We start from the raw sequence: 25807 nt of genomic DNA, 5'->3' as shown, positions 1-25807 counted from the left end.
TTATCGATTTTTCGACAAGTCCCCGGTACGAATAAACAACACTTTTAAGTAACTGCCCTCGGGGAATTGAGGGACAACTTGAAAGTCGCTTGGGAGAGAATGTTCCTCTAGAATACTATATTTCTGACCTTTTTCATTAAAAGCTTCATCAATAAATGCTTTGAATTTTTTCATTGGTACTTTGGCAGCGTTGGTTGATGCAACAATAACGCCACCTTTTTCTGTAATATCAATCGTTTGTTTTAAAAGGTGCTTATAATCTTTTTCGGCACTGAATGTTCGTTTCTTTGAGCGGGCAAAGCTCGGCGGGTCAAGAATGACTAAGTCGAAAGAAAGCCCCTTTTTTACCGCATAGTTATAATAGTCAAAAACGTCTTGGACGATGATGTCATGTGCTTCATAATCAAGGCTGTTCATACTAAACTGTTCGATCGTTTTTTCATAGCTTCGATTAGCAAGATCGACACTCGTTGTTTTTTCAGCACCACCGATCGCTGCGAAAACTGAAAAAGCTCCTGTATAGGAGAAAGTGTTCAAAACACGTTTTCCGTTCGCGTATTTATCACGAATCGATTGCCTTACTTCTCTTTGGTCGAGAAATACGCCAACCATCGCACCTTCATTTAAATAGACGGCAAAGTTTACACCGTTTTCTTTCACGACGAGCGGGAATTCACCTCGCTCCCCCGTAACAAAGTCATCGTCGTCAATATATTTTCCACCTGTTTTGAAGCGCTTTTTTTCATAAATTCCTTTAAAATCACTTACTGAATGTATAGCTTCGATGATCGTATCTTTAAATGTATACATTCCTTCACTATACCAGTTGAAAAGGAGATAACCATCGAAGTAATCAATTGTCAGTCCACCAATTCCATCTCCTTCTCCGTTGAACAAGCGAAAAGCAGTCGTGTTAGGATCTTCATAAAAGGAAGCGCGTTTTGCGAGAGCTTTAGCTAGTTTTTTTTCAAAAAACATTTGGTCAATCTTCTCATTTGGCTTTTGTGTAAGTACCCAGCCGTACCCCTTATTTTGTCTTCCGTAATAACCGCGGCCGAGAAACGAACCTTTTTCATCCTCAAAGTAAAGTAAGGAGCCTTCACTTTTCAGCGAATCAAGGTTTGTTATTGCTTCCTTGAAAAGTAACGGGTAACCTGACTTATATTTATTTGCATGTCGTTGTTTAATTTTTATTCGAATTTCATTCATATTCCATTCATCCTTTTCTTAAAGCTTATCCATATTCTTTCACGAAATGGCTGATAAAACAAACGAGACTAGATTTTTGAGCAGTTAATACGTTCCACTTCACTTAATTGAATCAATTTCCATCATTTCATTTTTTGCGCAGTGAAACGAATGATATTATAAATATTTCATTAAATGTACGTTTTATTTGGAAGTGAACGTAACAAAAGACGGCGACTCTCGGAGGATCAGCGACGAGTAACCGCAAGAGCAAGGAGCTGAAGATCCACTTAGGCGAAGATTGTTGAGCCTAAGTTAGCTGAAGACAAGCCCTCGGGAAAGCGTCCCTCTGAAGTGAAGTTCACACTCATCATACGGAATTTCGCATAATATTTTGAGTTATGAAATTAATTCAATTATGTTAAAATATGGATGGGAAAAGGGGGTGGTTATAATCGAACATCATAAAAATCCTATTATTTCGATAAAAGGGTTAACAAAACGTTTTGGAAGTAAAATGATCTTAAATGATATAGACCTTGAAGTAGAGGAAGGGAAATTTTTGGTTATATTGGGCTGAATCGAGCAGGGGAAAGTATGACAGTAAAGATTATGCTGAGCTAATCCAAAATTATAGAGGATCAGTGAAAATTTTTGGTGAAGAGTTAAAAGAAGATGAAGTTGCATATAAAAGACGAATTAATAAAAGTCTTTTAGTGATAGTCAGAAATGATATATTTCATCACAAATTTAGCGCTCTAATGAACACCCAAATAATTCCATGTGCCTGGCAACTGGAATTATTTGGGTGAATTAATGATATATAATTGGGGCTTGGTTTGGATTTTCGTCTTTTAACGAAATGTGTAGGTCATGTTCATAATTAATGGATGCATAAAAGATTTTTTGTAGGTCTCGTATTCCACGGGCATGCAACTGTTCAAACAACCACGATTCAGTAAGTGACAAATCTTTAAGTACGGACGAATAAATGTTTCCTTCCACAATGACCGGGTAAGCAATATCCATTTTTTTATTCTTGATTTGCAAGTCTTCTCTCGTGACGGTTTCTTTATCCCCTTTTTTTAATACACTTAAACCACCACTTGCTTCTAGGACCGCTAGATGTACATCATTAACATCAAATACATTCTTTTCTCGAAGCATTTGTAATAAATTATCAATCGAATAACGATTCTTTCTTAGGTTTTCTCTTAAAATCTTTCCATTATAGACAATAATGGTTGGTTCAAATGTAAGTAATCTACCTATTTTCCGGTTGGATAATTTTAATTTTGCAACGAGTCGTTGAAGCAAGGCAGTTGTTACAATCGCAAATGCTGTAGGGATGTGTTGAATTTCTGGGTCGGCAATGTCTGCACCAACAACATTTGCAATTGTAATAATAACGAGAAAATCGAATACGGGTATTTCACCAATGGCTCTTTTCCCCATAAAAAGTGCAAAAGCCAATAATAATGGAAAGATCGTGACGACTCGTCCTAAAACAACGGCAGAGTCCGATAATGTTTGAAGCATGTTTTCCATTCCCCTTTATGTTCCACTTTTTTCTAGCTTTCTACAATTAGCAACAATTATGAATGAATGGATTCAATTTCTAAAATAATTTATCAGAACTATTATTTAATGCAATAAGGAGTGGAAAAGTCCATATAACAGTATTGTCGAAAACTATCTAGCACTGGAGAAATAATATTCAGAAAATTACTTCATAAATAAGCTAAATGAAATAGGCTTGATAGCATACGGTTATGGGAAAATTTATGAAGGATTAAACTTTTACTCATTTATTTTACATTAATTTGGGTTTTGGTAGTCCGTTTATACTACAAAAAGGAGATTGGGGTTTATCGAGATACAATGAAAATGTCGAAAGATAGACCTTCAGATGGATATTTATTTTTTGTCTAGTCCATTATGATGAGTTTAAGAGATCTGATACGTGAATAACCATTCTCGATCTCGATAAAGGCAAAACTAGTGAAAACTAGTGACGCAAAGCTTTAGGGGCTTCTGTGCGAAAGCGCAATGCCAGCCAGCTACCGAAAGATTTGGGGCAGTTTTGTATATTTAATATGGAGTAAGATGATGGGAATAGTTCGTTTTTGATCTATTTCTATCCTATTCTATATGAATGTACAACTGCATGACAGATACCCCACCTTTCGGTAAAGGTGGGGTATTTTCATTTTGGAGGTGAAGAAAGTGAAGGTTGTAAACCTGAGCAATGAAAATGTGCTCGCAAGTGATGTAAAACAAGCCTACAGTTTTTTGAAACGCTTGAAAGGATTAATGTTTACAAAAGAGCTTGGCTCAGGAAAAGCAATCCATTTAAAACCCTGTCGATCCGTTCATACGTTTTTTATGAACTACGCCATTGATGTCATTTATTTAGGTGAAGGAAATAAAGTTGTCGCTATAAATGAGAACTTACAGCCTAATAAAGCAGGAAAGCATTATAAATATGCAAGGTCAGTGGTAGAACTTCCTGTTGGTACTGTATCTCACTCGCAAACGAAAGTTGGAGACGTGTTATCTATAAATGAATAAAAAATATGAGGAGCGTGTGAACATGAAAAAGTTTATTAAAGGATTATTTTTAGAAGAAGAAGGACAAGGAATGGCCGAGTACGCGTTAGTATTAGGAGTTATTGCAGTAGGAGTCGTAGCGATCTTAGGAATTTTCGGAAACACAATCATGGATATCTTCAAAGACGTAACAGAAAGAATCGGTGGAGACACAAGCGGAGTTTAATCAAAAAATAAAAAGAGCGGAGCGTGTAAAACATGAAAAAGTTCATTAAAGGATTATTTTTAGAAGAAGAAGGGCAAGGAATGGCGGAATACGCGTTAGTATTAGGAGTTATTGCAGTAGGAGTCGTAGCGATCTTAGGAATTTTCGGAAACACAATCATGGATATCTTCAAAGACGTAACAGAAAGAATCGGCGGAGACACAAGCGGAGTTTAATCAAAAAATAAAAAGAGCGGAGCGTGTAAAACATGAAAAAGTTCATTAAAGGATTATTTTTAGAAGAAGAAGGCCAAGGAATGGCGGAATACGCGTTAGTATTAGGAGTTATTGCAGTAGGAGTCGTAGCGATCTTAGGAATTTTCGGAAACACAATCATGGATATCTTCAAAGACGTAACAGAAAGAATCGGCGGAGACACAAGCGGAGTTTAATAAAAAAATAAAAAGAGCGGAGCGTGTAAAACATGAAAAAGTTTATTAAAGGATTATTTTTAGAAGAAGAAGGACAAGGAATGGCCGAGTACGCGTTAGTATTAGGAGTTATTGCAGTAGGAGTCGTAGCAATCTTAGGGATTTTCGGAAACACAATCATGGATATTTTCAAAGATGTAACAGAAAGAATTGGCGGAGACACAAGCGGAGTTTAATCATAAAAGATAGAAAATGGAGGAGAGTGTGAATGACTTTATTAAACAGTTTATTAGTGGTTGTTCTTATCATTTGTATTATTACCGATATTAAAAGCAGAAAAATTTATAATAAAGTCCTTTATCCAGCACTTGTTGCGGCTTTCCTCCTAAATGCTTTATTCTTTGGATGGGAAGGATTGTTAAGCAGTCTACTTGGATTTTTGGTTGGACTCTTGATCCTACTCATTCCATATTTGATGGGCGGCATGGGAGCTGGAGATGTCAAGCTATTAGCAGTGATCGGTGCAGTAAAAGGAGCGGCATTTGTTTTTACTACAGCAATATATATGGCTGTTTTTGGTGGCTTGATTGCGCTTGGCGTACTTCTATTTAGAAAAGGGTTATTAGGAAGATTGAAGTCAGCTTTTTACTCGTTGTGTGGCATGAAATATGGAATGAAATTTTCCTTTATTGATCAAGAAGCGATGAAGAAGACATATCCTTATGGTGTGGCAATTGTTGCTGGTGCGTTTGTAGCATTTTTGTCTGATGGGGTGATGCTATAATGCTTCGTAACGAAAAAGGGCAATCACTTGTTGAAATGGCTCTAATTGTCCCGATTTTGCTTATTCTGATTGTCGGAATATTCGATATTGGCCGTATGCTTTATTCGTATAGCACTTTGCACTTTACAGCACAAGAGACCGTCAGATTAGGGGGATTCGGTAGAGCAGATGCAGATATTATTCAATTTGCTAAAAACAATTATCATGCAGGCAACAGCTCTCAATTAACAGTGAGCGTTTCACCGTCACAAGAACTTCGTAGGTCAGGAGATTATGTGACGGTAACTTTGCAATATCCAGTTGAACCGTTTACCCCTTTTGTGAACATTTTGTTTTCAGAGCCCATTCACTTAAAGGCTGAATCGACAATTCGGGTTGAATGAGGGATATAACATGCAATTATTAATGGGATTTTTAAAAAAATTCTTATATAAAAAAGAAGATGGTCATGCACTGGTCCTCGCATCAATGGTATTTACCGGCCTTGTCGGTATAACAGGTCTTGTCATTGATGGGGGGATGCTTTATATGCAACAAACTCACTTACAAAAGACTGCCAATGCTGCAGTCCTTTCTGGTGCTCAAGAATTAATGGCTCCTAATGATAAAAAGGCGAAGTCTGTCGTTGATGACATTCTTCGTTCACATGGTGAAACAGACTCTTTTTATGATCTTCATGTAGCCATGGGAGACCGTCTTTCCATTCGACTTGAAAAACCAGTTCCATTAACGTTTGCATCATTATTTGGTGTGGAAGAGGTAAACGTACAGGCATCAGCTATAGCGAGAGTAGGAGTAATGGGAAATGCAGTCGGTGCTGCACCTTTAGGAATAGAAGAATCGGTTGAATTAGAATATGGCGTTGAGTATAAATTAAGAGTTGACGAAACAGAAGTTGACACTGGTAATTTTGGGGTTCTCGCGCTTGAGGGACCAGGTGCACGGACGTATAAGGATAACTTATTATATGGCTATCAAGAGGCAATATCTGTCGGTGATGTTTTAAATACACAAACAGGAAATATTGCTGGCCCGACGAGAGAGGCTGTAAATGAGCTTGTTAACTCATGCAGTGATATGAATCAACGAGACTGCAGACGTATTTTATTAGTGCCGGTTTATAAGCCTTATAACCATGACCAAAATCAGCTCAAGCAAGTAAAGGTAACGGGCTTTGCTTATTTCTATATTTCAGAACCGATGTCACGTAATGATACGGTCGTTCGTGGCGTGTTTATTGAACGAACAGGAACAGGCTTCGAAAGCGAACTTGCTAAAGAACGTGGAGCATTTGTTGTTAGATTAACAGAGTAGGTGAAAAACATGAGATCAAGAACAATATTCCTTTTGGCAGCTGTCATGGGAGTGATAACCACTCTTCTTTTTTTCTTAAACTTGCAAGAGGGTACAAAAACTGAAGAGGTAGAGGTTCAAAAAGTAGAAGTTGTCGCTGCAACTGAAACGATTGAATTAAACCAAACCATTACGAGAGAAATGATTGAAATACGTGAAGTGCCGGAAGATCAAGTGCACCCAGCAGCTTATAGACAAATTGGTGAAGTGGAAGGCAAGTTTGCAACGACCTTTATTGATCAAGGAGAAATCATACTTTCTCATCGGTTAAGGTCAGAAAGGGATGAAACGGAGTTCGTTTCTCGTAAAGTCCAAGAGGGCTTCCGAGCAGTTGCTCTAGGTGTCGATTTTGTTAAATCTGTCTCAAATTTAATTGAGCCTGAAGACTATGTCGATGTAATATACACAGCTCCAACAGGAGAAGACGCTGAAATTGAAACTGAAATCATTCTTTCCAATGTACGTGTTTTAGCTGTAGGGAGAAAAATGGTTGAAGTGTCTGAAGGAGAGCCTTATGTGGAATATAGTTCGATTACATTAGAACTAGCACCTGAAGATACGATAACTGCAGTACATGCATTTGAAACTGGAAGCATTCATATGACTCTGCGGTCCAGGCTGCGGACTGAAAATGTAGAAGATCTTACGGATGATATTGCAGAAACTACAGAAAATGAAGAAGAGTGAACATTTACGGTAAAGGAGGTCACTCTACATGGCTGAAAAAGAAAGCTCCATTAGAGTGAATCAAGGGAAAGTGATCACCGTTTGCAGTGCTAAAGGAGGCATCGGACAAACCCTCCTTTCGGTAAACCTTGCATTAGCTCTAAAAAAGAAAAATTTAAATATATGTTTGATTGATGGTGATTTACAGTTTGGTGACGTCAGTTTGGCAATGGACTTAAAGCCATCATTTACGATAAAAGACTTAATTGATGAATCAGGAAGCCTTGATGAAGGAAGTGTCACTAGTTATTTAACGGATCATTCATCAGGAGTACAAGTGCTTCCAGCACCTGAGAGTCCAGAGTTTGCAGAGCTCATTACTAGTGATCACCTCATCAGTATCGTTAACGTACTAAGACAAGCGTTTGATTTTATCGTTATTGATGCAGGTCATGGATTAAAAAGTGAGACCGTCGATTTGATGGATATATCTGATGAATTATTAGTTGTAACAAGTTTAGAAATGACTGCGTTAAAAAACACGAAACTGATGATCGGAACCCTTGAACAACTTGAGATGAAAGAAAAAGTGAGACTTGTGATGAACCGGTACAATATGGAGAGTTTATTAAAGCCAGAAGAAGTACCAAATATGATGAATGTAATACGAGTAGAATATATGCCTAACAACTTTCAAATTGCTGCCCAATCATTAAACTTAGGCATACCAGTTGTATCTAGCCGAAGTAAATCGGATCTTTCGAAGAGTATTTTTAAAATGGCAGAGAATATAATATCAAATCGTGAAACAGATAGACCAATCCAAAAAAAATCTTTATTCGGAAAAGTCTTTCCAAAGAAAAAATAAGGGAGGGCGAGCAAGATGAGTTTGTTAAATCGTTTACAAAATAAACAAAATCCAAAATCTACAGAGACTCCGGCTAAGTCCTCTCCTATAAAGGAAAAGGAAAATGACAACGTTGAAAAACAGCCAATAGCAAAAGATATAAAGGAAACGGAAGAAAAAAAAGATCCGAAACCAAATGTAGAATTACCGAAAGCAATCCAAACACAGCCAACAAAAAATAAGAAGCACGATGAATTAAAAAGTTTAATTCATAAACAAATCTTACAAGAAATGAAAAAGGTTAATGATGTAGAAGAGATTGTTCCAAAGATTGATGAGATAGCTGTAGAACTTATTAAAGAGAATGATAGCCTAAAAAAACATGTCGATCGTAAAAAAGTAGTAGAGGAACTTATCAATGATTTAACGGGGTTTGGTCCAATTAATCCATTATTAATGGACGATGATGTATCAGAAGTAATGGTAAATGGACCAAATCAGGTGTATTGCGAGCGAAAAGGAAAGCTCGTCCTGACGGATATTAAATTCCGTGATAATGAGCATGTTCTTCATGTGATTGAACGAATCGTTGCGCCAATTGGAAGAAGAATTGATGAGAGCAGTCCAATGGTAGATGCACGACTACCAGACGGCTCTCGTGTAAATGCCATTATTCCACCACTTGCGCTAAATGGTCCAACGATTACGATTCGAAAATTTGCAAAAGATCCGTTTACAATTAACGATTTAGTTTCCTTCGGTACATTATCAGAAGAGATGGCAACGTTTCTTGATGCGTGTGTTAAGGCAAGGCTGAACATGTTTGTTAGTGGCGGGACAGGTTCAGGGAAGACAACGACATTAAATGTGTTATCCAGTTTTATACCTAACGATGAACGGATTGTAACAATTGAAGATGCCGCAGAAATTCAACTTGGGCAAGACCATGTTGTGACATTGGAATCACGCCCGCCAAATATTGAAGGGAGCGGAGCAATTACGATCCGTGACCTTGTTCGGAACTCACTTCGTATGCGCCCTGATCGTATTGTTATTGGCGAGGTACGTGGAGCTGAAGCTTTAGATATGCTGCAAGCGATGAATACAGGACATGACGGATCACTTGCAACAGGCCACTCAAACAGCCCACGAGATATGCTCTCAAGGCTTGAAACGATGGTTCTTCTAGCTGGGGTTGACCTCCCAGTAAAGGCAATTCGTGAGCAAATTGCTGGAGCGATTGATGTCATTATTCAACAGACACGTTTAAAAGATGGCTCGCGAAAAATTGTAAAGGTTACAGAGGTCCAAGGATTAGAAGGCGATGTCATCGTTTTACAAGATATTTTTACATTTGAACAAAAAGGTATTGACGAGTTTGGAAAAGTAAAAGGTAAACTCGTTCCAACGGGCGTTCGTCCAAAGTTTTATGAACAGCTTGAAACGTCCGGGATTCATATCCCACCAAATGTATTCTTAGAAAGAGAGGAGTGAAGGGAATGGATTGGTTAATATGGATCATGGTTCTCTTTACAACCTCTCTATTTTTTTTAGCACTCTTACAAAAACTATTTTACAAAGATACACAAGTTAAACGTAGGGTTGAACAATATTTACAAGGCGGAGCACCTGAGGAAAATATTAAAGAGAAGAAAACCTTTCAGCTTAGCTTAGAATTTAGCTTAACGAAAGAGCGAATTCGTAAAAGGTTAAAGAAAAAGGACAAAAGTACGCAAATAGAAATGAGACTTCACCAGGCCGGATTACCACTTACGCCTGAGGAGTTTGTTATGTTTCAATGGATTTCGATTGCACTTGGTGGAGGGATTCTTTATTTAATTGTTGATCATTTTATCATTTTGCCAATTGGAGCGGCGGTCGGTTATGCGATCCCAGAGCTCGTTTTAAATATGCGCAAGAAAGATCGAATGAGAAAATTTAATGATCATTTACCAGAAATGATATCAACAATTGTTAGTGCATTACGAGCTGGATTTAGTTTCCCGCAAGCATTAAAGACGGTTATGGAAGAGTCACCATCACCTATGAAAGAAGAAATTGCCGTTGTTATAAAAGAGATGCAATATGGCACACCGCTTGAAGAGGCTCTAGGGCGTTTGAAAGAACGAATGCCTAGTGAAGATTTAGATTTAATGATTCAAGCAATTGTCATTCAGCGTCAAGTTGGTGGAAATTTAGCGATTGTATTAGAAAAAATAGTGGAAACCATTCGTGATCGAATTAAAATCCAAGGGCAAATTCGTACGTTGACAGCCCAAGGAAAGATGTCTGGTTTAGTTGTCGGTCTATTGCCAGTTATACTTGGCGCAATTTTATTTGTTGTAAATCCTGAATACATGTTAGTTCTTTTCACACATCCTATCGGTTTAATGCTATTAGTTATTGCGACTGTTTCTTCGATTCTAGGACTGATCTTTATTCGCAAAGTTACAACGATTGAGGTGTAAATAATGTTGATATTGTTATATGTAATAACGGTTGTTTTACTCCTTGTCGGTTTGTGGAGCTGGCGGAAGGAACGCCAGAAAGCTATTTCCAAGAGGATTTCGCTTCTCACTGGAGAAGGAGAGCTTATACAAGGTACCAATAACACCATTGGCCGTGATGATGAAACTAAGCAATCATTTTTCAAACGGATGATTGAACCATTTTGGAAGCAATTTAAACGAAGTTTCCAAAGAAATGTCGAGCAGAAGAAGCAAGAAAAAATTGAGCAAAAGCTTTTGAAAGCTGGAAAGCCATTTGGCATGACACCGTTTGAGTTTCGTCTCGTCCAAGTGCTATTTCTTTTAATTTTCCCTTTAACAGCGACAGGTCTTAGTATTTTACTAGGTCTGTCAGGTGGACGGATGGTTCTTGTCGTCTTGCTAAGTTTTGTTGCGGGTTTATATTTTCCCGTATTTTATTTAAAGTCAAAAACAGAAGAACGAAATAAAAAGGCCATTCGTGAGTTACCAGATTTCATTGATTTAGTGACGGTAAGCATTGAGGCTGGTTTAGGATTTGATTCCGCGTTAAGTAAAGTCGTTGCGAAAAAAGAAGGCGTTCTTTCATCTGAATTTCAACGCTGTCTTGAAGAAATGCGGTTAGGGAAAACAAGAAAAGAAGCTCTTTCTGGTGTGCGCGAAAGACTTGAAGTTGATGATGTGAAACTTTTGATAGGGAGTATCATTCAAGCTGAGCAATTAGGTGTAGGGATGGTACAAATATTAAGAGTACAATCAAATGAAATTCGTGAAAGAAGAAAGCAGCGAGCGGAAGAAGCCGCTATGAAAGCACCGATTAAAATGCTTTTTCCATTAGTGCTTTTTATCTTCCCTTGTATATTTATTGTTCTGTTAGGACCTGCAATCATTCAAATTTTTGAGACGTTTTAAACTTCATACAAAAAAGCTGCCAATTGGCAGCTTTTTTATACTAATGCGGAGAGAACAGAAACTCTGGAAACAATTCCTTGGAATTTTCCGCTTTCATCAACAACAGCGAGTGGATATTTGGACTCTGTTGCTTTTGGTATAAGATCTTGTATATAGTCATCAGGGTCAATCGTATGGTATTCATCACGTAAGATATCACTTATCTTCTTATTATCTTTAATTGCTTGAATCGTATCGTCAATAGTAATCAGTCCTTGCAACTTCCGGTTGGAATCGAGAACAAAGATACTTGATATCCCATTCGAGCGCATTTCATTAACTGCATTTTTTAAGCCTTCTTTTTGTAAAACTGTTACAGGCTTAAACATAATATTTGATGCTTGTAATACTTTTGATCGGTCAATATCTTGAACGAAATCACGAATATATTCGCTTTGTGGAGAGTCTAAAATTTCCTCAGGTGTTCCAATCTGTTCAACGAGACCATCTTTCATAACAGCTACACGGTCACCGATCTTAAATGCCTCGTTAATATCATGTGTGATAAAGATGATCGTTTTTTGTAGTCGTGATTGAATGTCTAACAATTCCATCTGCATATCGCGGCGAATGAGTGGGTCCAATGCACTGAACGGTTCATCCATTAATAAAATATCCGGGTCGTTTGTTAGTGCTCTTGCAAGACCTACACGCTGTTGCATACCACCACTTAACTCGCTTGGAAGTTTATTCTCCCAACCTGCAAGACCAACTGTTTGTATCACTTCATTGGCCTTTTCATAACGTTCCTCTTTTGAAATGCCTTTAACCTCTAAACCGTAAGCAACATTATCTAAAACTGTTCGGTGAGTAAATAACCCGAAATGTTGGAAGACCATTGCAATTTTCTTTTGTCTAAATTCCATTAATTTAGTTTTATTAAACTGAACAATATCTTCGTCATCTACAATGATTTTTCCATCGGTAGGTTTGTTTAATAAATTTAAACAGCGGATGAGTGTTGATTTTCCACTTCCGGAAAGTCCCATAATAACAAAGATTTCACCTTCGTTAACATCGAAAGATACGTCATATATTCCTAATGTGTTTCCTGTTTTTTCAAGAATTTCATTTCTGGTAAGGCCTTTGTTGGCTAACTTTAAAGCAGCTTTAGGCTTACTACCAAAAACTTTCGATAAATGTTCAACCTTTACTTTTACTGCCATCGTTTACGCCCACTTTCTATTAAGTTCCCTTATTATTCGGCATATTTATAGCGTTCAGCGATGCCTTGAGATAGTCTATCAATAATAATTGCTAAAATTACAATGGAAATACCCGCTTCAAACCCTTGCGCAATATCCAATTGGTTAATTGCAATTAATACTTCCATTCCAAGTCCTCGTGCTCCAACCATTGAAGCAATAACGACCATTGCTAATGCCATCATTGTTGTCTGGTTAATACCGGTCATAATTGTCGGTAAAGCTTGAGGGAGCTGGACTTTCTTGAGAGTTTGCCATGAAGAAGAACCGAAAGAATGAGAAGCTTCGATCATGTCTTTTGATACTCTACGTATTGCTAGGTTTGTCAACCTAATTACAGGAGGAATTGCATAAATAACGGTCGCGAAAACTCCAGGAACAAGACCTAAGCTAAATAACATAACCGCTGGAATTAAGTAAACAAAACTTGGCATTGTCTGCATTAAGTCAAGTATTGGCTTAACGAATCTTTCAACTGTATCGTTATAGGCCATCCAAATACCTACTGGTACACCAAAGATTAACGAAATGACAACAGCTGTTAATACGATCGCTAATGTTGACATCATCAATTCCCAATAACCAAAGCTTCCAATAAGCATTAATAATAGACCAAAGATAATTCCGGTCATCGGATTTAGAATTCTCCATGATATAAAAATGACAAAAGCGATAATAATAAACCATGGAATCCAAACGAGTATATTTTCCATTCCAAGCATAAACCACAAAATGACGGATCCTAAGCCGTCAAAAAATCCGGCGAATGTATCGGTGATCCAGTTGATAAAGTGGTCAACATAAATCCCTAAATCTAATCTTAACGTTTCGGGAAATTCAAACATTTTTCTCTGGTTACTTATATATGTTTATGGTAACCAGATTCACCTCGCTTCCTTATTTTCATGGTGTGATCTGATAAGGAAAAGGAGGGTTGATTATTGCAATAACCAACCCATCCCTTAACCAATCATAGACGAAGTATTACAGAATTTTACTGTTATTTCAGTGCATCTAAAACACGTTCTGCAACATCTTCTGGCACCCAATCAATCCATAGGTCTTGATGTTCTTCAAGGAACCAGCGAGCAGCTTCGTGTTGGTCTGCATCATTTTCTTCCATATAACTTAAACCTTCAGAAGTAAGGTCAGAACTAGTTTCATAGTTACTTAAGAATTCAACGATTTCTGGAGCTTTTTCTTCCATACCTTCATTAACAATGACAGTTACTGTATTGGAAGGGAAAGCTGTAGAATAATCTTCATTGAATTGCTCTTCATCGTACTCATCCTCTTCAAGTAAAACAAGGTCGTACATGCCTGTTACCCAAGTAGGATCCCAGTAGTATCCAACCCAAGCTTCTCCGCGGTCATAAGCACGAATAATTGAAGAATCTAATGCTGTTTGAGAACCAGGTGAGAAATAGTTATAGTACTCATTTAAACCGTATGTTTCCATTTTTATTTGCATTGTTTGGTCAACTTCCCATCCAGGAATAGCCCCGTGGATACGGCCTTTATTAGGGTCTTCTGGGTCTTCAAATACTTCCCAATACTCGTGAAGCTGATCTACTCTTTCTAAACCTGGTGCAAGTGGTTCGATGTCGCGCTCAGGATCACCTTCAATTACAAAACGTGGAACGTAGAATCCTTGTGCGTTATCATCGAAGTTTATCGCAAGCTCAATGACATCACCAGAATTAATCATATCGTCATACTCTTCTTGAATGTTTTCCACCCAAACTTCCATCATAACGTCACTATCGCCACCACGAATACCTACAAGGTTATTCGGTGTAGAGCCCATTAGTACATCTGTTGGGTATCCATACCCTTCTTCAATAATCAATTGCGCAACTGCATTGTGGAATCTAAAACTTCCCCAGTCACCTTCTGCTAAGACAATCTCTGGCTTGTCTCCATCGCCATTACCATTGGCGCCATTACATGCTGCTAAAGAGACAAGAAGTAATAGAGCTAAAAATGTAATAGAATACTTACTAATCATGTTATTTTTTAAAAAGTTCATTTTAATACTCCTCCTTAATTTTTTTAGACCAGTGTTAACTTGGCTTCTCAAGTTAACAAGCTTTTATGAAAACAAATACTTTTTGACTACATTAGCTATACTCAGTGAAAGTATCTTGTTTTTAATGAAAATCATTACTTAAATATTGCTGATTGTTCTAATACTATTTCATAAAATCGGGCTGTTCTTTAACAATACGATCATACAAAGGTTTAAAGTCTTCCTTTGCAGACTCTGGTGTGCCGACTTGTGTATGTGTATGTTTTGCATACTTTGGATCGATTGATATTGGAGACCCAGCACTTTCGGCTAGCATTTGCACTTGGCATGAACGTTCCATTGAGATAAACCACCACACAGCTTCATCAATTGTGCCTCCTACTGTTAAAAGCCCGTGATTACGAAGAATGACAGCTTTACTTTTACCAAGAGCTTCAGCAATGCGTTGGCCCTCTGACTTTTCATAGACGACTCCTGTATAGTCGTTAAATAGTGAGTGGTCTTCATAAAACGCACACGCATCTTGAGTGATTGGGTCTAACAACTTTCCTAATGTAGAAAAGGCTTTTCCATATAAAGAGTGCGAATGGGCAGCTGCATGGACGTCCGGCCTGGCTTTATGGATTTCAGAGTGAATAGCAAATGCAGCGCCATTTACTTCTCCTTCGCCGTGCTGTATTTCTCCGTCTTCGTTTAATAACAAAAGATCAGAAGCTTTAATTTGGCTAAAGTGGATGCCATATGGATTTACCCAGAAACAATCATGATACTCTGGGTCCCTTACTGTTATATGACCAGCAGAGCCATCATCGAAGCCACATTTAGAGAAAAGACGGAATGACGCAGCTAAACGTTGTTTTAGTTCAATTCGTTTATTGTCAATAGAATGAGTTAAGTCTTTCACAGCTTATTTCCCCCTTTTCTAATAACCTGAGTGAAGGTCAACTTTAAATTGTAATGGTTCGTTGTTTACATATGCGCGGTATTGATTTTCAAAAATATTCAGGCATCTACTTATATAATGAGGAGACTTCGCAGCGACGTGAGGGGTGATAAATAAGTTCTTGATCCCCCAAAGTTCACTTTGCGAATGTAGTGGCTCTTGATGAAAGACATCAAGAACTGCTCCACCAATTTTATTTGACAAGAGCACCGTTTTTAATGCTTGTTCATCAATAAGTGGTGCGCGCCCTAAATTTATGAAAAGTGCATTTTCTTTCATCAGATCAAACTCTTTTGTTGCAAAACATTTTTTTGTGTTTGTGGTAACCGGCATAGTAAGGATAATGAAATCACTTTCTGGAATGACGGTATCTCGCTCAGAAAGTGTAACCATTCGGTTAAAATGAGGCCGTAGCTTTCCAGAACGATTAACGCCAATCACGTTCATCCCCATTAAATGACATTTTTCTGCTATGGCCGATCCGACTTCACCTGCACCAAAAATAGTAACTGTTTTTTGGTATATTTCATCGATCATTGCAGAAGAATCCCAATACTTATCAAGTTGATTTTGATTTAGTCTCTCGAGTTGCAACGTATGCCGCAGCATCATGCCCAGTGCATATTCAGACATAGGTACTGCATGAATCGTTTTCATATTTGTAAGAGTGATGTGCTGGTCCTTTAAGGCTTGAAACGGTAGCCTTTCAGTACCAGATTGAAATAGTTGGATCCACCTAAGGTTAGGCATTTTTGCAATAAGATTAGAGGAAAGCTCTTCACCATATGTGATGATAATCTCGATTTGTGAAAAGGCTTTTTGTGGTACTTCCTCGAGAGAAGTGACATATAGTAGTTTTTTTGGGTGGCAAATGTTATTTAGTTTCTCTAGCTCTGTCTTCTTGATGTCATCTAGTGTAACTAATATCAATTTTTCAACTCCATTCGACTTGTTTCGAGCACCTTCATCAAACGCTAATAATTGTAACGAAAATTATGTATTCCTGCAAAATTGAAACGATTATAAAATACAGTGTATCTTACGGTTATCGTGTATTAGCACAGGTTATCTCTATATATTACTTATTTAGTCAGATATCGTAGTGAATACTATAGGATTGGATTTTTTTAGAAAAAAGAAAAGGCGCCGTATAAGAGGTGTTTGTCCCCTGTATACTGCGCCTTTATAGACCTTTTAACGATTATCTACTTTTTCTGGATATAAGTCGTGTTGGAGAAGTCGTTGTTCGGCAAATTTCTCCCATTTCGTCCCTGGTTTCCCATAGTTTGTGTATGGATCAATTGAAATGCCACCACGTGGGGTGAATTTCCCCCATACTTCAATATAACGAGGATCCATGAGTTTAACAAGGTCATTTAAAATGATATTCATGCAGTCCTCATGGAAATCGCCGTGATTTCTAAAGCTGAATAAATAAAGTTTTAAGGACTTGCTTTCTACCATTTTTTTATCAGGAATATAGCTAATGTAAATGGTTGCGAAGTCCGGCTGATTTGTTTTTGGACATAGACTTGTAAACTCAGGGCAATTGAATTTTACAAAGTAATCACGATATGCATGAAGGTTATCAAATGATTCTAATACAGATGGATCGTAGTTAAAGTTATATTGTGTTCCAGCTTCTCCTAATGCTTGAACTTCTTTGCTTCTATCATGAGACATGAGAAACAGCCTCCTTTTTATTTGTTAATGATGATTTATTTAACCACTTTACTGTTAAGTAAATAAATGGTGTATCTGCAATAGCAAATAGCAGCTTAACGATATATTGTGTCCCAATCATCACAAGGATTGTGGAAAACGGCATCGTTCCATAAAAGGCGACGACAACAAAAACAATGGAGTCGAGCATTTGACTAGCCAATGTACTGACATTGTTACGTAGCCATAAGTGCTTCCCTTTCGTTTTTTCCTTTAGCTTGTGAAATAGGTGCACATCGAATAGCTGTGAAATACTGTAAGCTAACAGTGAAGCGATGACAATTCGAGGAACAGCGCCTAAGATCATTTCAAATTCTTCTTGCATAGGCCAATAACCTGCTGGTGGCAGCATAATGGCAAGATAGAAAAAGCCGATCATGAGCACGTTTGTAAGTAGTCCGATCAAGACAACTTTTCTTGCAATCACTTTCCCATATACTTCTGAAATGGAATCTGTGATTAAAAAAGTAAGCGGATATGTGATAATTCCTGCTGTTAAAACGACCCCACCAATCGTGAAAAGCTTAGCAGAGATCACATTCGAAACAAATAAAGCCGTGAAGAAAATCGCTACAAGAAAGATGAGCTTTCCCTGCTTCTCCGCATCAAAACCTATTGAGTTATTCATATAATCATCCCCCTAGTTTTTGTTTATATAGCGAAGGAGGTTTTCGAACTCCGCTAACTAATCTACTTTACCATAAATATTTTTAAATTCAATAAGTATACGGAAATTGTGCGGGACCAGGTCCCGCACAATTTTGTGAACGTTAGTCTTCTATGGTTGTTAGTGACATTAAGTAGTCAATTAAGGCTTCTCGCTCTTCTTCGGTAAAGCCTGCTTTCTCATCAACCCAGTGTTCGTGTCCTTCTCCTGTTGTATGCACGTGCTTTAATGATGGATCACTTTTGTTTACTTCGATGACTTTTTCACGAAGGTCTCGATCAAGGAGAGCTCTTAAGCTGTTCCGCGCGTCAGGATCTATCCCTTTTCTAAGCGTTCCTGGAACACCGAGATCGGTTGATTCATCTGGACCAACCGAAACACCGCCATCATGTAAGTATGGAGGTGACCATGCTAATCCGATCAAACCTTTGACTTTATAACCACCTTCATTTCCTTGTGCTAATGTAATTTTTAGTTGCTCTGGATCTAACTTATCTGTTGGGACCTTGATTCTTTTCGCGTTTTCCGGTATCGGAACAGGTGTATCAAACGAATAGATCCATGGTTCATCCATTATTTTTACAGTGTCTCGAAACGCTTTTGCTCGAGAGCCTTCAGTTTTTACATCTTCTACAGGAATGACGCGGTTGTTTGTATACCCTTTTCCTGCATGGCATGACGTACATCCTGCTTCGCTAAACACTCGTTCTCCTTCTAAGCTATTTTCCGTCGCTCCTTTAACGGTTGAAGGAGGCCTTAACGAATTTTGATAAGCCGACATCGCATTTATCTGTTCAGCAAAATTGAAGCCGGGAGAACTGATAACAGTTCCATTTGGTGAAAATAACGATAATTTTGGAAAGTGCGGAGGTTTCACCATCTCATTGACCCCTGGCACTTCCGGGCTGTCATCTAGCTTAGCAAAAAATGTCGAGGGTTTAACTCCTGACCCAGGTTGATATCGATATTCATCATTAGCCGCATTTTGCAAAATCGTACCGATATACACTTCTTTATCAATATCAAACAGTTCGTTACTTTGTTCAAACTGGGCGAGTAAATCGGAATTTTGTGCATGAACGTTGTTATTTAAAGAGCTCAATCCATTAAATGGTCCAATTGATGCAAATCCATTCCAACCATATGGATGATCTCCAAGCGTAAAAGAGTCAGGAATTTGTGCAGGGTTGCTTTCTAAATCAATCGTCGAATCAAAACTTCCTTTTGGCCAACTCGCTAATGTTTGATCGACAGCTGCTTCAATTTTTTCTGGATCTGGCAGCACTCCTTTGCTATCTCCTTCTGTTTTAACCGTACGATTTTGGTCATTTATATACGCCTCTAAAATTTCAACTTCTGTATTTGGAAAAAAAGCTGTTGAGTTAGGTGCTAAAGCTAGGAGCATTCCGGCATCAAAATTGTTATTTGGTGCACCTTCAACAACCATTCCAGTATCTCTATCAACGGTTGCATGGCATGATGCACAGCTAGCACCGACGCGAATTCGCCCCTTAGAGTAACTCACAGGCATACCAAGCGGAGCAAAAGCGCCCTTCGGTACATCTAAACCGGTATCGATTAACTCCCCTTTTTTATACGTTTTATCGCCAATCGTCACATCTTTTGCAAGTTCTACTTGTAAGTTGTTCGTCCCTTCACCGCGAAGTTTAACAAGAGCTTTCATCATTTTCGGTAGTGTGATTCCCCCGTCAAGAACACCGAGAATATCAGTTAAATACTCTTCATTATTAAACGTTTCAGCATAAAACTGTTCGCGCCCAAACTGAATAAACTCTTCATTCAGACGGACAGCACCATTCTCTGGTGATAGTTGATGAGTTTCCATGTTTGAGTGAGCAAGGCCAGTAGCCAAATCTCCATCTATAGCGATACGCTCTCCCCACAAATCATAACCGTCAAAATCGCCATATTGGTCATTTAATATTTTGTCTCCATCTGGTATGTAAGCATATTCAAATTCAAGCTCGGAAGCGACTCCAACAGCAATAATCGCCACTAAAAGAGCCCCAATTGCCCACCAACGCTTCTTCATTTAACAAAACTCCTTCCTCACATAGCGAAAATAAAAAAATCCACTAACGTTAATTTCAACCAAATGCCACAAAATATTCGGGGACCAGGTCCCCGAACTTTTTGCTGAAAGGGTTGACATTATGGAAGTAGGCGTTCAAAAAGTATAGCGTTTGTAAAAGGTTTCTGTTGGTCAGGCATGTTTAATTTATTTTCAAAAAAGGTACGGGAATAGAAATCGTATTAATGGAGGGTGAGAAATGGCAACAGTAATGGCAGGATTTCAAGTGTTACCTAATGGAAAAGATATGGATACAAATGGGATTTTACCGAACGTCGTTAAAGTCGTGGAAAACTCCGGTTTAAAACATGAGGTCGGACCGATGGAAACGGTTGTGGAAGGCTCGACAGCTGATGTGTTCACACTCCTTGAAAAAGTTCAACAAGTAGCGGTAGAGGAAGGGGCTTCCGAGGTTATTACAAATGTAAAGATGCATTACTGTCCTGAAGGGTTAAAAATTGAAGATAAGAAGCAATAAAAGATAAGCAACTCAAAATAGTGAATCGACACTCGTGAAAAAAAGCTGTCCTAACAAGCAAAACACTTGTCAGGGCAGTTTTTTTATTTAGTTTAATATTGGACCTTATATACACCTTTTCTTCCCTTTGACCTAATAAAAAAATTACAAAATTTGACTTTCGGTTTTAAATAAACGATGATAGATCTACAAATTCAAATGAAAGGTGGTGAATACAGATGTTATTTGAGATATTCCAAGACATGCTTCCGCTATTGTTTACGATGAGTATCCTTTTTACAATCGCAGGCCTAAAAATCGCCGAATACATCACGGTTTCTGACTTTTTGAAGCACCGCATGTTAACAAGGCAGAGAGTGCAAATTGTCAAAGCTAAGCTTCAAGTAAATACGACTGTACTAAGTGTTGTCAATCGTAGGCAAACGTGGATTACTTGTATGACAAAGCGAAAAGAAGCACCAGAAGACGATGGAGATTTTCACCCCTTCTTGTTTAAAAGCGAATTAAAACAAGGAGGATCTCAATGGAAAAATCATCTGTATTCACACACTTTAAAACATACGGACTGTTAATTGTTACAACGGCTCTATTATTTTTAAGCGGATGCCAAGCATCTTCTGAGCCAATTGATGCGAATACGACAGGCGTTTTTAACCATTACGTTATTTACCCTTTTTCATATTTACTGAAGTTTTTTGCTTCCATGTTTGATGGAAATTATGGTCTTTCGATTATTTTAATGACACTTATGCTTCGAGTTTCTCTCATGCCACTAATGATGAAGCAATATAAAAATCAAATGCATATGAGGGAAAAGATGAGTGTTATTCAGCCAGAAGTTAATAAGGTGAAAGAGAAATATAAAGAGAAAAAAGATCGAGAAAGCCAGCAAAAGATGCAAAAGGAAATGATGGAGCTATACCAAAAGCACAATTTCAATCCGCTAACTTCGATGGGGTGCTTACCAATGATGATCCAATTTCCGATTCTCATTGGCTTCTATTACGCCATCATGAGAACACCGGAAATTGCTGAACATTCATTTCTTTGGTTTAGCTTAGGAGAAACAGACAGTGTGTTACCATTTATTGCAGCTCTCGTGTATCTAGTCCAGTTTAAAATATCGCAAATAGGTATGGACCCGCAACAACAAAAACAATTGGCTGCGTTCGGCTATATTACGCCAATCATTATGGGGGTGTTTTCCTTTAGTGTTCCTGCAGCGCTTCCATTATATTGGAGTGTCGGTGGCCTATTTTTAATCTTTCAAACGCTTGTTTCCAAATCTGTCTACAAGCAAAACTCACCTGTTGGAGAAACATTGTCGCAAAAATAAACGTAAGAAGACCGGTTCCAAATGTGGGACCGGTTTTTTTCGCATCAAAACTCCCCCTTTTTGAAAGATGTCAGCCGCACAATTCAAGCTTTCAAACACGCATCTTTTGAAATAGATGTTATAATGAAACTAACATTTACACAGTGCTTATCTATAATATTAGCGAAAAATGAAAGCGCTTTATTTTTTAGAAGGTTAGAGGAGGAATATGTAATGGGGAAATCAGAGCACCAAGGACCAATGAAACTTCCGAAAAAACCAGAGCCGAAGCATTGGGCAAGTTGGGTTCCTTTTGGGCTTGGAAAAGTGAAGCCGAAACATATAAGAGATACGGCAAAAGTCGTTTGGGAAAATAAAGATAACCTTCCATATGCCACAAGAATATTAACGCAAGGTGTATGTGACGGCTGTGCATTAGGCGTAGCTGGTTTAAAAGACCAAACGTTAGCTGGTCCTCACATCTGTACGACAAGGCTTAATGTGCTCAGGTTAAATACGATGCCAGAGATAAAAGAGGAAATTCTTCATCAAGATATTGATGAACTACGTAAGCTAAACAGTTCAGAGCTTCGAGAATTAGGACGCATCCCTTATCCACTATCAAGAAAGCCTGGCGAAAAGAAGTTTACGAGAATTTCATGGGACGATGCTTTAGATCGTGTCGCAAGTAAAGTGAAAGCGATTGATCCAAAACAACTTGCCTTCTTTTTAACAGCAAGAGGAATTACGAATGAATCTTACTATGTTGCTGGGAAAGTTGCGCGCTTTCTTGGAACAAACAATATTGATAATGCTTCACGCATTTGTCACTCACCAAGTAAAACAGCTTTAAAGCGATCGCTTGGAATCGGTGCATCAAGTTGTAATTACCAAGACTGGATTGGCACAGATGTCCTTGTTTTCTGGGGATCAGTAGCAGCAAACAACCAACCAGTTTCCACCAAGTATATGTATGCTGCCAAGCGAAAAGGGACAAAAATTATCGTTATTAATCCTTATCATGAGCCATCGATGGATAAATATTGGATTCCATCTGTACCAGAAAGTGCGTTGTTCGGTACAAAAATGGCAGATGACGTCTACCAAGTGAATATAGGTGGCGACATTGCCTTTATGAACGGCGTTATCAAACATTGGTTTGACATGGAAAAACAAGAACGTGGATCCGCCATTGACCATCAATTTGTAAATGAGCATACGAAAGGCTATCAAGAGTTAAAAGAACATGTAAGAAAACAAGATTGGGAAACACTTGAGAAATCATCCGGGCTTTCAAAAGAAAGAATGCTAGAATTCGCAAAGCTTCTCGCCAAGTCGAAAAGTGGTGTTTTCGTCTGGTCAATGGGGTTAACCCAACACAGGTTTGGAACAGATAACATTTCTCAAGTTGCCAACCTAGCCATGCTTCGTGGATTTCTTGGTCGCAAGTACTGTGGTGTCATGCCAATTCGCGGTCACTCAGGCGTACAAGGTTCTGGAGAAATGGGGGCAGATCCATTTGTTCTACCTGGCGGTGATTTTGAGCCGAGAAACAAAGAGCGTGTAGAGAAGGTTTGGAACTTCGATATACCTGACTGGCAAGGTGACATCGTTGGTGTGTCTTTAGAAAATGCGGTACTTCCGGAAGATCATGAGCGAAAACTTAAAGTGTTTTATACATCCGGAGGAAACTTCTTGGAAACAATGCCAAACCCTGACTTCATTAAAGGCTGCCTTGAGAATGTCGACATTCGTGTTCATCAAGACATTATTTTAAATACGTCGACACTTGTGGATGCAAAAGAAGAAGTCATTGTTCTTCCTGCAATGACACGTTACGAACAACCTGGTGGAGGAACGTCAACATCGACGGAAAGAATGGTTTATTTTTCACCAGAAATTAAAGGACCACGGATCGGTGAAGCAAGGCCTGAATGGGAGATTTACGTCGATCTGGCTAAACGTGTTAAACCAGAGGGAAGTAGTGTCATAGATTACAAGACAGCGCAAGAAATTCGTGATGAAATAGCAATTGCACATCCGAAATACGACGGGGTTCAGCATTTAAAGAATAAAGGAGATGTCTTCCAATGGGGAGGCGCTTGGTTATGTGAAGGTGGGGAATGTCCAACAGAAGACGGGAAAGGCCAATTGCTCCCGATTGAGCTTCCAGAACTGCGTAAACCAGAGGGTCATTTCTATGTGACAACGAGACGTGGCAAGCAGTTTAACTCGATGATTTACAGTGATAGAGATCCAAATAACAATGCCGATCGTTTCGATGTGCTAATCAATCAAAGTGATGCAAAAGGCCTTGGGATTAACGAAGGAGAAGCTATCGTCGTATACAATAAATATGGAACGTTTCACGGTCGAGCAAAATACGACCGCACAAAACAAGGAAACATCTCTGTTTACTGGCCAGAAGGGAATGTTCTGATTCCAAAAGGGGTTTACGAACAATTTGCCGGTATCCCTGAATATAATACGGCTGTCATTGTTGAAAAAGCGGAAACGTACCATGCCCATAAAGATACGAAATATGTTGAACGAAGAATTGAAGAACTCGAAACAGAAATCAGTTAAAAGGAGTACGCTATGAATCATGACGTGATGAAGGATCAGCCGATCATTGCATATAATAATGGGGCAGTTTCAGAAATAAATGATACCATTGCGCTTGAAGTACCAATAACGATCCTTGTAAACGGTATTGAATTTGGAACGATGATGTGTACCCCAACTCACATCGAAGAAATGACGATTGGTATTTTAGCCTCAGAAGGTGTGATCCTCACACCTTCAGATATTGATTCTTTATCAATACTAAAAGAAAAAGGGTATGTTTATGTGCAGTTAAAAAAAGAAGATGTACCGATTGATTCGTATGCAACGAAGCGATATATCGGGTCATGTTGTGGAAAAAGCAGAAAGTTTTACTTCCAAAACGACGTACGGACGGCAAAGACGGTGATGACAAAGCATGATATTCATGCTGAACAAATCATTAACTTAATGGAAGAAATGCAAGAAAACGCAATTAATTTTCAACAAACGGGAGGTTTGCATAATACGGCGTTATGCACAACCGCCGAATTGATTGTAAACCGTTCAGATATCGGGCGTCATAATGCCCTTGATAAAGTGTATGGCTACTGTCTAAAAAATAAAGTCCCACTAAAGGATAAGGTGATTGTTTTTAGCGGAAGAATTTCATCAGAAGTGCTGTTGAAAGTTTCAAAGATGGGAGTTGGAATCATGCTATCAAAATCGGCTCCGACGACTTTAGCCATAGATTTAGCAAAAGACTTAGGAATTACAACAGTGGGATTTATTCGCGGGGGGCGTTTTAATGTTTATACGCACCCAGATCGTGTATCATTCGACTGATTGACATGATCATAAGATTGATGTATGGTATATTATACCAAATGTAACAAACAGAGAACTTCTTATGTAGAGAGGTGGAGGGACTGGCCCATCGAAGCCTCGGCAACGGATTTTTCATTTAGGAGAACACCGTGCTAATTCCTGCGGCAATATTCGCCGAAAAATGAGAAGAGGTATTGAAACGTTGTTCAAAGTAACACGATGTTTTTGAACGTTATCAAGATTCGCCCTCTTCTTTTTAGAAGGGGGTTTTTTGCCCCTTTAGGAGTACGAAGACTAAGGGAGGAGACATACACGATGACCGAAAAATCGCAACAAAAAGAACAGATGATTGAAGAGCTACTAGCATTAGGGATCTACAAAATTGGAGATGTACAACTGTATGAAGTGCCGCTTGAAGACTTAGAACATGAATATAATGAGCATCTACGCAAATAGCTTCTTATGCATAAAATGCTAGGCACACACCGCTACGTTTTCATTTCTAAAGTAGGAGTGGCCTAGCA

29 protein-coding genes and 2 riboswitches are annotated in these 25807 nt (G+C 38.5%); of the genes, 19 read left to right on the top strand and 10 right to left on the bottom strand.

The annotated features are described in order from the left end of the window. Positions 1-1209, bottom strand: a complete 1209-nt coding sequence (locus LGQ02_RS20645; protein ID WP_226516154.1) for a class I SAM-dependent rRNA methyltransferase — start codon at positions 1207-1209, stop codon at positions 1-3. Between the two features lie 792 nt (positions 1210-2001). Continuing rightward, positions 2002-2727, bottom strand: coding sequence for a DUF421 domain-containing protein (locus tag LGQ02_RS20640; RefSeq protein WP_226516153.1), 726 nt, complete (start codon positions 2725-2727; stop codon positions 2002-2004). A 442-nt stretch (positions 2728-3169) separates the two neighbouring features. After that, positions 3170-3256: riboswitch (cyclic di-GMP riboswitch) on the top strand. Between the two features lie 158 nt (positions 3257-3414). On the opposite strand from LGQ02_RS20640, the gene LGQ02_RS20635 reads away from it, so the two are divergent. From LGQ02_RS20635 to LGQ02_RS20575, 13 genes are read left to right on the top strand one after another with little or no spacing between them, the layout of a single operon-like run. Beyond that, on the top strand, positions 3415-3759 hold the full coding sequence (locus LGQ02_RS20635) for a DUF192 domain-containing protein (protein WP_226516152.1): 345 nt from the start codon (positions 3415-3417) through the stop codon (positions 3757-3759). Between the two features lie 22 nt (positions 3760-3781). Beyond that, complete coding sequence (locus LGQ02_RS20630; RefSeq protein ID WP_226516151.1) at positions 3782-3964, top strand: Flp family type IVb pilin; 183 nt, start codon at positions 3782-3784, stop codon at positions 3962-3964. Positions 3965-3996: 32 nt separating this feature from the next. Then, positions 3997-4179, top strand: a complete 183-nt coding sequence (locus LGQ02_RS20625) for a Flp family type IVb pilin (protein WP_226516151.1) — start codon at positions 3997-3999, stop codon at positions 4177-4179. A 32-nt stretch (positions 4180-4211) separates the two neighbouring features. Then, the gene (locus tag LGQ02_RS20620) at positions 4212-4394 is read left to right on the top strand and encodes a Flp family type IVb pilin (RefSeq protein WP_226516151.1); all 183 of its coding nucleotides are present in this window, start codon (positions 4212-4214) and stop codon (positions 4392-4394) included. A 32-nt stretch (positions 4395-4426) separates the two neighbouring features. Further along, positions 4427-4609, top strand: a complete 183-nt coding sequence (locus LGQ02_RS20615) for a Flp family type IVb pilin (RefSeq protein ID WP_226516151.1) — start codon at positions 4427-4429, stop codon at positions 4607-4609. 32 nt (positions 4610-4641) lie between these two features. Next, positions 4642-5157 carry an A24 family peptidase gene (locus tag LGQ02_RS20610; protein ID WP_226516150.1) on the top strand — a complete coding sequence of 172 codons (516 nt, stop codon included), beginning with the start codon at positions 4642-4644 and terminating at the stop codon, positions 5155-5157. Next, a complete protein-coding gene (locus tag LGQ02_RS20605) occupies positions 5157-5540 on the top strand; it encodes a TadE/TadG family type IV pilus assembly protein (protein WP_226516149.1) in 384 nt (127 codons plus the stop codon). The genes LGQ02_RS20610 and LGQ02_RS20605 overlap by 1 nt, the downstream gene beginning before the upstream one ends. Positions 5541-5550: 10 nt before the next feature. Next, positions 5551-6471, top strand: coding sequence for a pilus assembly protein TadG-related protein (locus tag LGQ02_RS20600; RefSeq protein ID WP_226516148.1), 921 nt, complete (start codon positions 5551-5553; stop codon positions 6469-6471). A 9-nt stretch (positions 6472-6480) separates the two neighbouring features. After that, a complete protein-coding gene (gene cpaB / locus LGQ02_RS20595) occupies positions 6481-7197 on the top strand; it encodes a Flp pilus assembly protein CpaB (protein WP_226516147.1) in 717 nt (238 codons plus the stop codon). Positions 7198-7225: 28 nt separating this feature from the next. Continuing rightward, positions 7226-8044, top strand: a complete 819-nt coding sequence (locus LGQ02_RS20590) for a CpaE/TadZ family protein (RefSeq protein ID WP_226516146.1) — start codon at positions 7226-7228, stop codon at positions 8042-8044. 15 nt (positions 8045-8059) lie between these two features. Continuing rightward, the gene (locus LGQ02_RS20585; protein WP_226516145.1) at positions 8060-9517 is read left to right on the top strand and encodes a TadA family conjugal transfer-associated ATPase; all 1458 of its coding nucleotides are present in this window, start codon (positions 8060-8062) and stop codon (positions 9515-9517) included. A gap of 5 nt (positions 9518-9522) precedes the next feature. Then, positions 9523-10491 carry a type II secretion system F family protein gene (locus tag LGQ02_RS20580; RefSeq protein WP_226516144.1) on the top strand — a complete coding sequence of 323 codons (969 nt, stop codon included), beginning with the start codon at positions 9523-9525 and terminating at the stop codon, positions 10489-10491. Positions 10492-10494: 3 nt separating this feature from the next. Beyond that, positions 10495-11421: a type II secretion system F family protein gene (locus tag LGQ02_RS20575; RefSeq protein ID WP_226516143.1), complete on the top strand. Its 927-nt coding sequence runs from the start codon at positions 10495-10497 to the stop codon at positions 11419-11421. 35 nt (positions 11422-11456) lie between these two features. Here LGQ02_RS20575 and LGQ02_RS20570 read toward each other — a convergent pair whose 3' ends face one another. From LGQ02_RS20570 to LGQ02_RS20535, 8 genes are all read right to left on the bottom strand, one after another. Continuing rightward, positions 11457-12626 (bottom strand): quaternary amine ABC transporter ATP-binding protein, encoded by a 1170-nt coding sequence (locus tag LGQ02_RS20570; protein WP_226516142.1) that lies wholly within the window; start codon positions 12624-12626, stop codon positions 11457-11459. A 32-nt stretch (positions 12627-12658) separates the two neighbouring features. Next, positions 12659-13510, bottom strand: a complete 852-nt coding sequence (locus LGQ02_RS20565; protein ID WP_226516141.1) for an ABC transporter permease — start codon at positions 13508-13510, stop codon at positions 12659-12661. 155 nt (positions 13511-13665) lie between these two features. Beyond that, positions 13666-14694 carry an ABC transporter substrate-binding protein gene (locus LGQ02_RS20560; RefSeq protein WP_226516140.1) on the bottom strand — a complete coding sequence of 343 codons (1029 nt, stop codon included), beginning with the start codon at positions 14692-14694 and terminating at the stop codon, positions 13666-13668. A gap of 163 nt (positions 14695-14857) precedes the next feature. Continuing rightward, positions 14858-15598 carry a class II aldolase/adducin family protein gene (locus LGQ02_RS20555; protein WP_226516139.1) on the bottom strand — a complete coding sequence of 247 codons (741 nt, stop codon included), beginning with the start codon at positions 15596-15598 and terminating at the stop codon, positions 14858-14860. A gap of 18 nt (positions 15599-15616) precedes the next feature. Further along, the gene (locus LGQ02_RS20550; protein WP_226516138.1) at positions 15617-16567 is read right to left on the bottom strand and encodes a D-2-hydroxyacid dehydrogenase; all 951 of its coding nucleotides are present in this window, start codon (positions 16565-16567) and stop codon (positions 15617-15619) included. A gap of 264 nt (positions 16568-16831) precedes the next feature. After that, positions 16832-17320 (bottom strand): preQ(1) synthase, encoded by a 489-nt coding sequence (gene queF, locus LGQ02_RS20545; RefSeq protein ID WP_226516137.1) that lies wholly within the window; start codon positions 17318-17320, stop codon positions 16832-16834. Continuing rightward, positions 17310-17987, bottom strand: coding sequence for a queuosine precursor transporter (locus LGQ02_RS20540; RefSeq protein WP_226516136.1), 678 nt, complete (start codon positions 17985-17987; stop codon positions 17310-17312). The genes queF and LGQ02_RS20540 overlap by 11 nt, the downstream gene beginning before the upstream one ends. A gap of 142 nt (positions 17988-18129) precedes the next feature. Beyond that, positions 18130-20079: an electron transport protein gene (locus LGQ02_RS20535; RefSeq protein ID WP_226516135.1), complete on the bottom strand. Its 1950-nt coding sequence runs from the start codon at positions 20077-20079 to the stop codon at positions 18130-18132. Between the two features lie 238 nt (positions 20080-20317). On the opposite strand from LGQ02_RS20535, the gene LGQ02_RS20530 reads away from it, so the two are divergent. The 6 genes from LGQ02_RS20530 (at position 20318) to LGQ02_RS20505 (ending at position 25739) form a co-directional block, all read left to right on the top strand. Next, a complete protein-coding gene (locus tag LGQ02_RS20530; protein WP_226516134.1) occupies positions 20318-20596 on the top strand; it encodes a thiamine-binding protein in 279 nt (92 codons plus the stop codon). Positions 20597-20814: 218 nt separating this feature from the next. Beyond that, on the top strand, positions 20815-21168 hold the full coding sequence (locus LGQ02_RS20525) for a hypothetical protein (protein WP_226516133.1): 354 nt from the start codon (positions 20815-20817) through the stop codon (positions 21166-21168). Next, entirely contained in the window at positions 21120-21932 is an 813-nt protein-coding gene (gene yidC, locus LGQ02_RS20520; RefSeq protein WP_226516132.1) for a membrane protein insertase YidC, read from the top strand. Before LGQ02_RS20525 ends, yidC begins: the two co-directional genes overlap by 49 nt. A gap of 213 nt (positions 21933-22145) precedes the next feature. Beyond that, complete coding sequence (locus tag LGQ02_RS20515; RefSeq protein WP_226516131.1) at positions 22146-24497, top strand: FdhF/YdeP family oxidoreductase; 2352 nt, start codon at positions 22146-22148, stop codon at positions 24495-24497. Positions 24498-24509: 12 nt separating this feature from the next. After that, complete coding sequence (gene fdhD, locus LGQ02_RS20510) at positions 24510-25301, top strand: formate dehydrogenase accessory sulfurtransferase FdhD (RefSeq protein ID WP_226516130.1); 792 nt, start codon at positions 24510-24512, stop codon at positions 25299-25301. Positions 25302-25360: 59 nt separating this feature from the next. Continuing rightward, a riboswitch (SAM riboswitch) is annotated at positions 25361-25471 on the top strand. Between the two features lie 127 nt (positions 25472-25598). After that, positions 25599-25739, top strand: a complete 141-nt coding sequence (locus LGQ02_RS20505; protein ID WP_226516129.1) for a Fur-regulated basic protein FbpA — start codon at positions 25599-25601, stop codon at positions 25737-25739. Positions 25740-25807 lie beyond the last annotated feature (68 nt).

Origin of the sequence: Bacillus shivajii, from assembly GCF_020519665.1 — a bacterium.
Taxonomy (GTDB): domain Bacteria; phylum Bacillota; class Bacilli; order Bacillales; family Salisediminibacteriaceae; genus Bacillus_CA; species Bacillus_CA shivajii.
This window is presented reverse-complemented; position numbering and strand designations above follow the sequence as displayed.